Source organism: Qipengyuania flava (genome assembly GCF_019448255.1).
In the GTDB taxonomy this organism is placed as follows: domain Bacteria; phylum Pseudomonadota; class Alphaproteobacteria; order Sphingomonadales; family Sphingomonadaceae; genus Qipengyuania; species Qipengyuania flava_A.
Window position 1 is genome coordinate 132,520 of sequence record NZ_CP080410.1, and the last position, 12,648, is coordinate 145,167.

13 protein-coding genes are annotated in these 12,648 nt (G+C 66.2%); 8 read left to right on the forward strand and 5 right to left on the reverse strand.

The annotated features are described in order from the left end of the window. Positions 1–31 precede the first annotated feature (31 nt). The 4 genes from KUV82_RS00695 to KUV82_RS00710 are packed head-to-tail and all read left to right on the forward strand — an operon-like array spanning position 32 to position 3,651. Positions 32–1,039: a ligase-associated DNA damage response exonuclease gene (locus KUV82_RS00695; RefSeq protein ID WP_219954999.1), complete on the forward strand. Its 1,008-nt coding sequence runs from the start codon at positions 32–34 to the stop codon at positions 1,037–1,039. Next, on the forward strand, positions 1,032–1,529 hold the full coding sequence (locus tag KUV82_RS00700; protein ID WP_219955000.1) for a DUF5946 family protein: 498 nt from the start codon (positions 1,032–1,034) through the stop codon (positions 1,527–1,529). The genes KUV82_RS00695 and KUV82_RS00700 overlap by 8 nt, the downstream gene beginning before the upstream one ends. Next, on the forward strand, positions 1,529–3,121 hold the full coding sequence (locus KUV82_RS00705; protein WP_219955001.1) for a cisplatin damage response ATP-dependent DNA ligase: 1,593 nt from the start codon (positions 1,529–1,531) through the stop codon (positions 3,119–3,121). Before KUV82_RS00700 ends, KUV82_RS00705 begins: the two co-directional genes overlap by 1 nt. A 17-nt stretch (positions 3,122–3,138) precedes the next feature. Continuing rightward, positions 3,139–3,651, forward strand: coding sequence for a DUF1993 family protein (locus KUV82_RS00710; protein WP_219955002.1), 513 nt, complete (start codon positions 3,139–3,141; stop codon positions 3,649–3,651). 457 nt (positions 3,652–4,108) lie between these two features. Here KUV82_RS00710 and KUV82_RS00715 read toward each other — a convergent pair whose 3' ends face one another. From KUV82_RS00715 to KUV82_RS00735, 5 genes are read right to left on the reverse strand one after another with little or no spacing between them, the layout of a single operon-like run. Then, positions 4,109–4,690, reverse strand: a complete 582-nt coding sequence (locus tag KUV82_RS00715) for a gamma carbonic anhydrase family protein (RefSeq protein WP_219955003.1) — start codon at positions 4,688–4,690, stop codon at positions 4,109–4,111. Then, positions 4,687–5,244 carry a GNAT family N-acetyltransferase gene (locus tag KUV82_RS00720; protein WP_219955004.1) on the reverse strand — a complete coding sequence of 186 codons (558 nt, stop codon included), beginning with the start codon at positions 5,242–5,244 and terminating at the stop codon, positions 4,687–4,689. The genes KUV82_RS00715 and KUV82_RS00720 overlap by 4 nt, the downstream gene beginning before the upstream one ends. Beyond that, the gene (locus tag KUV82_RS00725; RefSeq protein WP_219955005.1) at positions 5,237–5,794 is read right to left on the reverse strand and encodes a GNAT family N-acetyltransferase; all 558 of its coding nucleotides are present in this window, start codon (positions 5,792–5,794) and stop codon (positions 5,237–5,239) included. Before KUV82_RS00725 ends, KUV82_RS00720 begins: the two co-directional genes overlap by 8 nt. Further along, a complete protein-coding gene (gene hemB / locus KUV82_RS00730; protein ID WP_219955006.1) occupies positions 5,787–6,785 on the reverse strand; it encodes a porphobilinogen synthase in 999 nt (332 codons plus the stop codon). Before hemB ends, KUV82_RS00725 begins: the two co-directional genes overlap by 8 nt. Positions 6,786–6,839: 54 nt before the next feature. Further along, a complete protein-coding gene (locus tag KUV82_RS00735) occupies positions 6,840–8,435 on the reverse strand; it encodes a M23 family metallopeptidase (RefSeq protein WP_258319787.1) in 1,596 nt (531 codons plus the stop codon). 199 nt (positions 8,436–8,634) lie between these two features. On the opposite strand from KUV82_RS00735, the gene KUV82_RS00740 reads away from it, so the two are divergent. Genes KUV82_RS00740 through KUV82_RS00755 form a run of 4 tightly spaced genes read left to right on the forward strand, consistent with a single transcriptional unit; the run spans position 8,635 to position 12,597 of the window. After that, complete coding sequence (locus KUV82_RS00740) at positions 8,635–11,139, forward strand: helicase-related protein (protein ID WP_446033181.1); 2,505 nt, start codon at positions 8,635–8,637, stop codon at positions 11,137–11,139. Positions 11,140–11,152: 13 nt separating this feature from the next. Then, positions 11,153–11,410, forward strand: a complete 258-nt coding sequence (locus tag KUV82_RS00745; RefSeq protein ID WP_219955008.1) for an RNA-binding S4 domain-containing protein — start codon at positions 11,153–11,155, stop codon at positions 11,408–11,410. Positions 11,411–11,462: 52 nt separating this feature from the next. After that, positions 11,463–11,801, forward strand: coding sequence for a ferredoxin FdxA (fdxA, locus tag KUV82_RS00750; protein WP_219955009.1), 339 nt, complete (start codon positions 11,463–11,465; stop codon positions 11,799–11,801). A gap of 13 nt (positions 11,802–11,814) precedes the next feature. Next, complete coding sequence (locus KUV82_RS00755; protein WP_219955010.1) at positions 11,815–12,597, forward strand: YihY/virulence factor BrkB family protein; 783 nt, start codon at positions 11,815–11,817, stop codon at positions 12,595–12,597. Positions 12,598–12,648 lie beyond the last annotated feature (51 nt).

Genomic DNA, 12,648 nt, shown 5'->3' on the forward strand with positions numbered 1-12,648 from the left:
CGCACGCCGGTGCCGCGGGTTTCGCTAGGCAATGCCCCGCGCGCCCTTTTCCTGGATCAAGCCCGAACCCCACGGGATCTATGTCGAACCGGCGGACTGCTGGGTCGACCCCAGTCGCGCGGTGGACAAGGCCCTCGTCACCCATGGTCATGCCGACCATGCGCGCGGCGGCCATGGGAAAACCGTGGCGACCCCCGAAACGCTGGCAATCATGGAGTTGCGCTACGCGACTCGCGACGGAGCGACGCCAGTCGAATATGGCGAAACAATCCGCCTGCCCGGCGGCGTCGATGCGACCTATATTCCGGCCGGCCATGTCCTCGGCAGCGCGCAGATCCTGCTCGAACACGCAGGTGAGCGGGTCGTCATCACTGGCGATTACAAGCGCCGCGCGGACCCGACCTGCCCGCCTTTTGAAGTCACGCCTTGCGATATCTTCATCACCGAGGCGACCTTTGGCCTGCCCGTTTTCTGCCACCCGCCAATAGAAGACGAAATGGCGAAGCTGCTCGACCGGCTCGCCGCGCACCCGGACCGCTGCGTCCTCGTCGGCGCCTATGCGCTGGGCAAGGCGCAGCGGGTGATCGCCGAGCTTCGCGCAGCGGGACACAGCCAGCCGATTTACCTCCACGGTGCGATGGAGAAGATGTGCCGGCTCTATGAAGAGCACGGGGTCGACCTTGGCGAATTGCGCCTGGTGGCGGACGCCGACAAGGATGCCATGCGCGGCCATATCGTGGTTTGCCCGCCCAGTGCCCTTAACGACCGTTGGAGCCGCCGCCTGCCCGATCCGATCACGGCCATGGCCTCGGGCTGGATGCGCATCCGCCAGCGCGCGCGCCAGCGCAATGTCGAGCTGCCGCTGGTCATCTCCGATCACGCCGATTGGGGCGAGCTCACCCGCACGATCGAGGAAGTGGGCGCGCAGGAGAACTGGATCACCCATGGCCGCGAAGATGCGCTGCTGCGCTGGTGCCAGCTCCACCAGCGCCGCGCCCGCGCGCTGGCGCTGGTCGGCTATGAGGACGAGGATGACTGAGCCCCTCGCCTGCCCCGGTTGCGGATACGAGGCGTCGCCCGAGGAGGGGCCGTCGCACGCCTACATGCACTCCTCTGCCGCCTGCTGGCGCGCGTTCAACACCATCATGGCGCGCGAGTACGGATCGGCCGTCCTGATGGAAACGCACTATCTTTCGGTCGATGCCTTTGCCGCGCAGCACCCCGGCGATCACGACGAACGACGCGCCCGGCAATCCGTGTGGATCCACCTTGCCGGGCTTCACGCGGTGCTGCGCCAGGGCCGTCTGCCCGAATACCGCTATGCCCTTCTGCGGCGCCTCGCAGACACGCACGACAGCTGGCCGCCCCCGCCAAGCCATGCGCCTTTCGCGATCACTGCCGGGAGCCTTCCGGAAGAGATGGACGAGGCGCAGCACGCGGCGGCCATGCGCGACTGGGCTGAAGCCACTCTGCGCGCCTACGAAACGGCCAATCCCGATCTCGCCACCCAGCTTGAGGCGCTGGGCTGATGGAAGACTTCGCCGCCCTTATCGACGCGCTGGTCTACACCCGCAGTCGCAACGAGAAGCTGCGGCTGATCGCGGAATACCTGCGCGCGGCACCCGATCCCGACCGCGGGTGGGCGCTCGCGGCGCTTGCCGACGGGCTCGACTTTCCGGCGGTGAAAAGCTCGACCATCCGCAACCTCTTGAAGGACCGGGTCGACCCCGTCCTCTGGACGCTTAGCCGCGATTTCGTCGGCGATACGGCGGAGACAGCGAGCCTTCTGTGGCCTTCACCGGACAGCGAACCCGACCCGCCCGGCGTTGCGGAGACAGTCGACGCGCTGGCAGCCATGACTCGCAAGAGTGTGCTGGACGAGCTTCCCAAGCTGCTCGACCGCCTCGACGCTTCGGGCCGCTACGGGCTGCTCAAGCTCGCCACCGGGGGAATGCGGATCGGGGTGTCCAGCCGCCTTGCAAAAACCGCCTTCGCCCAGGCCTTCCATGTCTCGGTCGACGAGGTCGAGGAGTATTGGCACGGGCTCGATGCGCCCTACGAACCGCTGTTCGCTTGGGCCGCGCGAGGGGAAGACCCGCCGGATATCGAGAACCTGCCCACTTTTCGGCCCTTCATGCTCGCCCATCCGCTGGAGGACACAGAAGTCGACCTCGCCGACTATGCGGCCGAGTGGAAATGGGACGGTATCCGCGTGCAGATCGTCCGGGCTGGCGGTGAGACGCGGATCTATTCGCGCAGTGGGGACGACATCTCGGCCACCTTCCCCGAACTGCTGGATGCCCTGCCCTTCCCGGCCGTGCTTGACGGCGAGCTCCTGGTGCGCGGATCGACACAAGGCGGCGAAGAGGGCGGTGCGGCCAGCTTCAACGCGCTCCAGCAGCGGCTCGGCCGCAAGACCGTGAGCAAGAGGATGCTCACTGAATACCCGGCCTTCGTGCGCCTCTATGATGCGTTGCTGATCGAGGGCGAGGATGTGCGCGAAGAGCCGTGGAGCGCCCGGCGCGCACGGCTCGAGGCGCTTATGGCGCGCCTGCCCGATAGCCACTTCGATATCAGTTCGGTGGTCGAGGCACGCGACTTCGCTCACCTGGCCGAAATCCGCGAGGGCAGCCGCGAAGACGCGATCGAGGGACTGATGCTCAAGCGCAAGGACAGCCCTTATATCGCCGGGCGGCGCGTGGGCTACTGGTACAAATGGAAGCGCGATCCGCTGCTGATCGACTGCGTGCTGATGTATGCACAGCGCGGCTCGGGCAAACGCTCGAGCTTCTTTTCCGACTACACTTTCGGCTGCTGGAACGGCGATCCGGACAAGGGCGCCGAGCTTCTTCCGGTCGGCAAGGCCTATTCGGGCTTCACCGACGAGGAACTGAAGAAGATCGACCGCCACGTACGCCAGAACACGGTCAACCGCTTCGGCCCGGTGCGCGAAACGGAGAAGACATTGGTGTTCGAGGTCGCCTTCGACAGCGTGCACGAAAGCAAGCGGCACAAATCGGGCCTTGCCATGCGCTTCCCGCGCATCCACCGCATCCGCTGGGACAAACCGGCGCATGAGGCCGACCGGATCGAAGCGCTGCGGGCGCTGATCCGCGACTAGGGAAGGATGTCTGGACGATGGATATGAAGACGCTGCTGCTGACGACGCACGCCAATATGCTGGCGACGCTCGACGGGCTGGTTGCCAAGGCGGCGGACCACGAAAAGGCAGGCGAATTGCTCGGTGCACGACTGGCCGAAGACATGCACCCGCTTTCCACGCAGATCCGGTTCCTCGCGAACATGCCCGGCGAAGCACTGGAGCGGCTCGGGCTGATCAAGTTTACCAGCCGCGAAGAAGACCCGGCGACGTTCGAAGAGGCCCGCGCCCTGATCGCCGAGGCCCGCAAGCGCGTGGAAGAGGCCGCCGCGCTCGATTTTCCCGACGAGGACGCGCCGCTGGAGATGAAGATTCCCAACGGCATGACCTTCGATTTGTCGATGCAGGAGTATGTGCGCGACTGGGCGGTTGCGCAGTTCTATTTCCACACGAACGCGGCCTACGCGATCCTGCGGCAGGCGGGCCTTTCCATCGGCAAGGCCGATTACGTCCCCTACATGTTCAAATACCTGCGCCAGCCAGCCGGCTAGAAAGTCGCGCCGCGCATATTGCGGCGCAGTGGTGCGGAGACGTCAATGACGCCTCCGCACCCAAACTCAGAACGGGAAAGATTTCTGGGCCGGTGGCTCATCGGGAAACCTATGCCCTTTCATCACTTCATTCACTCGCCCGGGATTAATCCCGAGGAGTGCAGCTGCTTGGTGCTGATAGAGGCCCTGCTTATTGACGAGGAAGCGGATGTGCGCCGCCATTTCACGTGTGACGGTGGGGCTTGCTTTTCTTTGCATCGGCATAGTCGAATATCCATTTCAATCCGACTGACACGCGTTGACACAGCGCACAATTGGCGACATTGATCGCCTGCTAGCTAGTCACCGCGGATCAGTCGCGGTTCACATCAAGGCCTCAAGCGTTCCAGCGCTTGGGGCCTTTTTGGTTAATCGTCATTCAGGAAAACAGAGTCGAGTCTGAATCGCGGGACAGCTATTAGTTATCCACAGCCCCCGACGCCTTGGCGACCGCCGCCGAATGCGCCTTCGCGTTCTCGGCGTAATGGGCCACGCCGATGCGCATGCCGGCGATGGCCGCATCGTCGAGATCCCGCATCTTGCGCGCAGGGCGGCCGCCCCACAGCTCGCGCGCGCCCATGACCTTGCCTTCGGTCAGCATGGCGCCGGCTGCCAGCATGGCGTCGCTGCCGATCACGGCCTTGTTCATGGCAATCGCGCCGAGGCCGACAAAACCGCGGTCTTCGATGGTGCAGCCGTGGATCATTGCCATATGGCCGACCAGCACGTCGTCGCCGATGATCAGCGGCGAACCGTCGGGATCGCCCGGGCGCTCCGGATCGCAGTGGCACACGCTGCCGTCCTGGATATTGCTCCGCTCTCCGATCACGATGCGGCTGACATCGGCGCGCAGCACGCAATTGTACCAGACCGAGCTATCGGCTCCGATCTCGACATTGCCGATGATCGTGCAGCCCGGCGCGATGAAGGCCGAATCGTGGATCTTCGGCGTGTGGCCGTGGATCGGGATGATGGTGACGCCGGGGCGGCTCGCGGTCATCGGTGTGTCTCCCATTGCTCTTTCGTGAGCGAATACTGGATCGTCGGGTTGTCTTCCGGCGGATAGGCCGGATCGGAAAAATCGAGGTCCTTGCGGCGGACCATGCCGAGCTTTCCCATCAGTTTCCAGCTTCCGACATTCGCTTCGCTCGTCAGCGCGACCACATGCGGCGCGCCGACACGGGTGAAGGCCCAGTCGAGCACGGCGCGCATCGCCTCTTCGGCAAGCCCGCGCCGCCAGCGGTCTTCGCGCACCAGCCAGCCGACCTCGTGGTCCCCCTGATTCGGCGCGTTGGGATTGTCGACCCGCTTCATCCCGCAATGGCCGACCATCTCGCCGGTCGCCTTCTCGATCATGAAGAGAAAGCTGAACCCTTCGCGCGCATAGAGCGCCATCTGCCGCGCGTGTTTCGCCTGCGTTTCGTGCAGTTCCTTGGGTCCGCCAAGGCGCGCCATCACGTTCTCGCTGTTGAGCACGCGCATCTGCTCTTCGGCGTCGCCTTCCTCGATGGTGCGCAGGATCAGCCGGTCGGTTTCGGCAATGATGTCAGCCATGGCGCGCGTCCCAGGCGTCGCGGTCGATCGAATAGACGATGATTACCGGCTCTTCCTTGTCGAATTCGGCGTTGTCGAAGTCGAGATCCTCGCGCCGCCGCATGCCAAGCCGCTTCATCAGCCCCCAACTGCCTTCGTTTCGCTGGACCGTGAGGGCAATCACCTCGTCCGCGCCAAACCGGTTGAACGCGGCATCGAGCGAAGCGATGGCCGCTTCCTTCGCATAGCCCTTGCCCCAGGCGTCTTCGCGCAGGCGCCAGCCGGCTTCCATCATGCCAATGGGCCCGCCTGCCTGGTTGCAGCGCTTCAGACCGCAAAAGCCAAGAATCGCGCCGTCTTCCTTGCGCTCGACACACCAGAAGGTGTGGCCGTGCTCGCGCTCATAGGAAAGAAGACGCTCCTGCGCTGCGGTGCGCTTGGCTTCGTCGCACACGCCGCCAAGCCAGCGCATGACATTCTCGGTATTGGTCCCTTCCCAGAAGCGCGGCCAGTCCTCCTCGCGCCAGTCGCGCAGGATCAGCCGGTTGGTCTCGATCCGGGTCTCAGCCATTGAGGAGCTGCGCTGCGCGGGGCGCGTGATAGGTCAGTACGCCCGAACACCCGGCGCGCTTGAAGGCGACCAGCTTTTCCATCAGCAGCGCGTCGCGGTCGCCCACACCGGCCGCCGCACCTGCTTCGATCAGCGCGTATTCGCCGCTCACCTGGTAGGCGAAGACCGGCACGCCGAACTCCTGCTTCGCGCGCCAGATAACGTCGAGATAGGCGAGGCCCGGCTTGACCATCACGCTGTCGGCGCCCTCGGCAATGTCGAAAGCGATTTCGCGCAGGGCCTCGTCGCCATTGGCCGGGTCCATCTGGTAGCTCTTCTTGTCGCCCTTGAGCAGGCCGCCCGAACCCACCGCATCGCGGAACGGGCCGTAGAAGGCGGAAGCGTATTTCGCCGAATAGGCCATGATCTGGACATTGGGATGCTGGTTCATCTCCAGCGCCATGCGGATCGCCTTCACGCGCCCGTCCATCATGTCGGACGGGGCGATAATGTCCGCGCCGGCGTTGGCCTGGTTGACCGCCTGGTCGACCAGCACGGCCACCGTATCGTCGTTGACGACATAGCCCGCCTCGTCGAGCAAGCCGTCCTGCCCGTGGCTGGTGTAGGGGTCGAGCGCCACGTCGGTGAGAATGCCGATATCGCTGCCGCACGCATCGCGCACCGCCTTGATCGCGCGGCACATGAGATTGTCGGGGTTGAACGCTTCGGCGCCATCGTCGCTGCGCTTGTCGGCTTGCGTATTGGGGAACAGCGCAATGCATGGAATGCCCAGATCAACCGCTTCCTTCGCCCGCTTAGCAATCCCGTCGACCGACCAGCGCGACACGCCCGGAAGGCTTGCGACCGGCTCTTCCACGCCGCTGCCATCGGTGACGAACAGCGGCCAGATCAGGTCGGCCGGCGTCAGCACGGTTTCGCGGTGCATGGCGCGGCTCCAGCCGGTGGCACGGGTGCGGCGCAGGCGCGTGGCGGGGTAGCTTGCGTTGGTCATGGGGCGTGCTGTGCCTCAAGCGCGCGCGCGGCGCAATCGGCAGAGGACGCGGTTCTAGGGCGCGCCCACGGGGCCGAGCTTGTCGATCTCGCGCACTGGCTCTTCGGCGGCGACTTCCGTCGGGGTCGGTTCGATCGCGGCGAGCGCGGCGCCCGGCTCGACGGTCTTCATCCTGGCCAGCGTTTCCTTGAAGCGCTTGAGCTCTGCGCCCGAAAGCTGCGCGCGGGTCACGTACTGGACCGTGGCCGGATTGATGGAACGGCCGTTGCGGTACATCTCGTAATGGAGGTGCGGCCCGGTGCTGAGACCGGTCGAACCGACATAGCCGATGACCTGCCCGCGGCGCACGCTCTGCCCGCGGTTCACGGCAATCCGGCTCATATGGCAATAGCGCGTGTCGAGCCCGCCTCCGTGGCGCAGGCGCACCGCGTTGCCGCATCCGCCCATCCGGCCAGCGCCAACCACGCGGCCATCGGTGACCGCGACGATAGGTGTGCCGTGGCGCGCCTTGAAATCGAGGCCCGCGTGCATCCGGCGGTAGCCAAGGATCGGGTGGCGGCGCATGCCGTAACCCGAAGTCGTGCGCCCCGGAACCGGGGCCATCAGGCCGCCGCGCTGTTCGCCGACGCCCGACGCTTCGTAGAACTTGTCGTCCTTGCCCCAGCGCATCAGCTGGACGCGCGGTTTGTCGCCGCGCTCGAGCCCTGCGTAGAGCAATTGGCCGGCCTGCCGTTCGCCGGTCGCAGCGCGGCGATGGGCGACGATGAAGTCGAAGGTGTCGCCCGAGCGCACATCGCGGTCGAGGTTCACATACTGGCCGAGCGTCTTGAGATAGGCCTGCACCGCGCTGGCCGGAGCGCCCGCCGCACGGGCCGAGCGATAGAGGCTGCTGCCGACTTCGCCGCGAATGCGCAGCGGGGTCTCGTCCACGCGGATGACGTTCTGGGTGAGCGCGAGATCCGCGCCTTCGTCCAGCCGGCCAATGTCGAGCGCAAGGTCGAAGCGGGCGCGGAAGGCGATCGATTCCAGCGGGCGGGGTTCGCCCGGCGCGGGGCGGCGGCCCAGCGTGATGTCGAAAGTTGTGCCGGCCTCGATATCGGTGATCGGCATGGTCCCGGCGATCAGCTCCAGGACGCGCTGCGAATCCGCGCGGCCCACGCCGGCGCGGTGCAACATGCGTTCGAAACTGTCGCCCTTGGCGAGCGTCGCCACCATGTCGAACTGCGGACGCTCGGGCGCTTCGGTAAGCGGTTCCACCAAGGGGGTTGCGCCCATGTGCCGGCCGCTGTCGGCGCCGAGCGCCAGCGGAAGGATCATCTGGCTGCGGTATTCGTCGCGCACGGCATCGTCGACTCGCGCGGGCGATGCGGCTTCGAGCGGGGCGAAGCTGGGCCAGAAGGCAAGCGCCGCGGCGGTCAGGCCAATGAAGGTGCCAAGGCCGCGGAACCAGCGCTTGCTGCCGATCTCGCTGCCGAGGTCGGGCGCGAGATCGAGGCTTTCGATACGCTCGGAAAGCTGGTCGCGCAGGGCATTGTAGGAAAAGGAGGGCGCAACGATCTGGTCGTGCGCGAGGGCTGCGGCGCCCTGTGCGGGGCCGCCCGTAGCCGCTGCGGGCTCTGCAGTGCTCGTGTCCGCGTGGGACGTGTACACGCTGTGTCCCTTCCTCTCGGCCACCCCGCCGCGAACGCAGGAGGCCCGACCCTTGTAGAGGGTCTTCTGCCCGCATTGCCTGTCAAAACAAAGTAAAGGGGGCGTTAACTTGCGGCCACGCGAGTCCGGATTGCGGTGAATCGAGTCGGCTGCCGGCCGAGTGGTTGCGCAGGGCCTCTCGCCCTGCCACCTAAGGGCTGTGCAGGGTAGCGCAATCAAGGCGGTCCTCGGACCCACCAACACCGGCAAGACGCATCTGGCGATCGAGCGCATGACCGCGCATTCGAGCGGCTGCATGGGCTTTCCGCTGCGCCTGCTCGCTCGCGAGGTCTACGACCGCGTTTGCGCCATCAAGGGTGAGAATGCAGTTGCGCTGATCACCGGCGAGGAGCGGATCGAACCGAAGGGCGCGCGCTACATGTGCTGCACCGCCGAGGCCATGCCGCGCGACGGGGCGGGCGCGGCCTTTGTGGCGCTGGACGAAGCCCAGATCGGCGCCGACCGCGAGCGCGGGCACATCTTCACCGACCGCCTGCTCAACACGCGTGGGCGGGAGGAGACCATGCTGCTGGGCGCGGCAACGCTTGAGCCGCTGGTGCGCCAGCTGGTGCCCGAGGCGGAGATTTCCGACCGGCCGCGCTTTTCCACCCTCACCCATATCGGACCGCGCAAGCTCTCGCGCCTGCCTCCACGCAGCGCAATCGTCGCCTTCAGCGCCGAGCAGGTTTACGCAGTTGCGGAGATGCTGCGCCGTTTTCGTGGAGGCGCGGCCGTGGTCATGGGCGCGCTCAGTCCCGAAACGCGCAACAAGCAGGTCGCGCTCTTCCAGAGCGGCGAGGTCGACTACATCGTCGCCACCGACGCGATCGGCATGGGGCTCAATCTCGATGTGAACCACGTCGCCTTCGCCGGCCTGACGAAATTCGACGGGGTGCGCATGCGGCGGCTCCTGCCGGCCGAGATGGCGCAGATCGCCGGGCGCGCCGGGCGCCACCAGCGCGACGGGACCTTCGGCACACTCGCCGGGACCGACAAGCGCGGCACCCCGCCCGAGTTCACCGAGGAAGAGGTCTATGCGATCGAGGAGCACCGCTTCGCGCCGCTCACGCATCTCTACTGGCGCGAGCCGGAGCCGCGCTTCGATGCGCTGGGCACGCTGATCGCCGATCTGGAAGCGCCGCCGCAAGACCCGGCGCTACGCCTCGCGCCCGAGGCAATCGACCTCACCACCCTGAAGCGCCTTGCCGAAGAGCCACTTGCGACCTCGGTCCGCGGGGCGGGCCTCGTCCGGCGGTTCTGGGAGGCTTGCTCGCTGCCCGACTTCCGCCAGCGCGGCCCCGATGTGCACGCCCGCTTCGTTGCGCGGCTGTGGCAGGACCTTTCCGGTGGCTATCTCGGCGCCGATTATGTGGCCGCGCGCATCAGCGAACTCGACAATATGGCGGGCGACATCGATACGCTGCAGGGCCGAATCGCTGCGATTCGCAGCTGGGCCTATATCTGCCAGCGACCCGACTGGGTTCTGGCGCGTGACGAAATGGCGTCGCGCGCCCGCGCGGTGGAAGCAAAACTGTCGGACGCGCTCCACGCGCGGCTGACCGAGAGATTCGTAAACCGGAGGACCGCAATCCTGATGAAGTCGCTGGGACAGGATGCCGGCATGTTGCCGATCGAAATGAGCGAAACGGGCGAAGTTAGCGTCGAGGGCGAGACCCTTGGCCATGTCGAAGGCTTTCGTTTTGCCGTCGATCCCTCCGCGCGGCACGAAGACCGCCGCATGCTGCTGGCAGCCGCCGAAAAAGCCTTGCCGCGCCTGCTGGGCGAAAAGGCAGCGGCGCTCGCCGCATCGGACATGGCCGACGTCGAGCTGTCGCGCGGTACGATCCGCTGGGGCAAGCAGGAGCTGGCCAGGCTCGAGCCGCGCGATGGCACTGCTGTTCCGGTCATCGCGCCCTCGCGCGAGGTTGCCGCGCTGCCCGAGGGTCCGCGCAGCGCGCTACTGGCTGCGCTCGAAGCCTGGCTTGCGAAGACGCTCGAACCGCTCGCACCGCTTGAGAAGATGCACCAGGCCGCAAGCAATCCCGATGCCGGGTCGCAGGCGCGCGCGCTGCTGCTCAGCCTCATTGCAGGCCACGGATACGTGACGCGCGAGAAAGCGGGGCTCGAGCACCTGCCCAAGGAAATGCGTCCGTTTCTGCGCAAGATCGGCGTGACCTTCGGCGCGCTCGACATCTTCGCGCCCGCGCTGCTTAAGCCCGCGCCGCGCCAGTTGCTCCACAAGCTCGGTATCGACCGGCGCCCGCTGCAGGAGGCGATGCTGCCGGTGATCGCGGACGCAAAGAAGCTTCCCTCTGGCTATCGCCACGCGGGCAGCCAGGCGATCCGGATCGACCTTGCCGAAAAAATCCTGCGTGCCGCGCACGACACCCGGGCCAAGGCGCAAGCCAAGGATCGCAAGCGCAAGTTCGTGCTCGACTACGCGCTGCCGATCTCGATCGGGCTGGAGGAAGGCAATATTTCGCGCCTGCTCGGCACGGCCGGTTTCCGGGTCCAGAAGGCGAAGCCTCAGGCCGAGGGCCAGTTCGGCCCGCCGCGTCCCGATCGCTGGGAATGGCGCCCCTCGCGCCGCAAGCAGGAGCGGACCAAGCCGGCAAAGCCGCGCGAGGGCAGCGCTTTTGCTGCGCTAGCGGATCTCGTGCGCTGATGGGGACGCCTGCGTGAGGATCGACCGGCTGCTGTGCTACCTGCGTTTCGTGCGCACGCGCAGCGCCGCACACCGCCTGGTCGAAGAGGGGCATATCCGCCGCAACGGGGAGCGGGTGACGCGCTGTTCGCGCGATATTGCCGAGGGCGATGTGCTGACCCTGCCGCTCGGCAATTCGGTCAAGCTGGTCGAAATCCTCGCCTTGCCCGACCGGCGCGGACCGCCGCGCGAAGCGCGCGCCTGTTATCGGGAGCTTGACCCGAACGGATAATCCGCCCTAGCAGCGCGGTCTAAGGGAAACACTACGAGGGAAATCGCTACCCATGACCTATGTCGTCACCGACGCCTGCATCAAGTGCAAGTACACCGACTGCGTCGAGGTCTGCCCCGTCGACTGTTTCTACGAGGGCGAGAACATGCTCGTCATCAACCCCAGCGAATGCATCGACTGCGGCGTGTGCGAACCCGAATGCCCGGCCGAAGCGATCCTGCCTGATACCGAAGACGGCCTGGAGAAGTGGCTTGAGCTGAACACCAAGTTCAGCGCCGAATGGCCCAACATCACGCAGTCCAAGGACGCGCCGGCCGACGCCGACGAGCACAAGGGCGAAGAAGGCAAGTTCGAGAAGTTCTTCTCGGCCGAGCCGGGCGAAGGCGACTGATCGGCCGCGAGCGATGCTCGCGGACCTGAAAGCGGCCTGGCAGGCCAGCAGCGACAACAACATCGGCCTGATCGCGGCCGGCATGGCGCATTACGCGCTGCTCGCGCTCGTGCCCGCGCTGGGTGCAATCGTGTTGGCCTATGGGCTGTTCGCCGATCCCGAGACCGTCGCGAGCCACATCACTCTCCTTGCACAGGTGCTGCCGGCTTCGGCCTCGGAGCTGATCGGCAACCAGCTTCAGGAGGTCTCCGAAGGCGCATCGGGCACAAAGGGCCTCGGGCTTCTTGCCTCGCTTGCTGTCGCGCTGTTCGGCGCGCGCAACGGCGCCCGGTCGTTGATGACGGGCTTCAACATCGTCTTCCACGCAGACAGTGACCGGGGTTTGCTACGCGGCAATCTGGTTGCGCTTGCCATCACGGCTGCAGGGCTTGTCGGTCTGATCCTGGCGGGCGTCGCGGGCGCGGCGTTGAGCAATCTTGCAGGAGTTCTCGGTGCGCTCGCGAGCCCGGTACTGGTCGCGCTCGGGGCTGCGGGTGCCGCTGCCCTGCTGTTGCGCTTTGCCCCCAACGCACCGGGACCGTCCTGGCGTGCGATCTGGCCCGGGGCCGCGCTCTTTGCCCTCGCCTGGATGGGCGCCACCGCCGCCTTTGCCTTCTACGCGGCCAATTTCGGGAGCTACAACGCAACCTACGGGGCGCTCGGCGCGGTGCTGGCGCTGATCACCTGGTTCTGGGTGACCGGTTTCCTCCTGCTGCTGAGCGCCGAAATCGTCGCGCAGCGGGACAGGGGTGCATAGCGAAACCCACGCGAATCTGCGCAGACTCGCAATATTCGGCAGGCTGTGCTA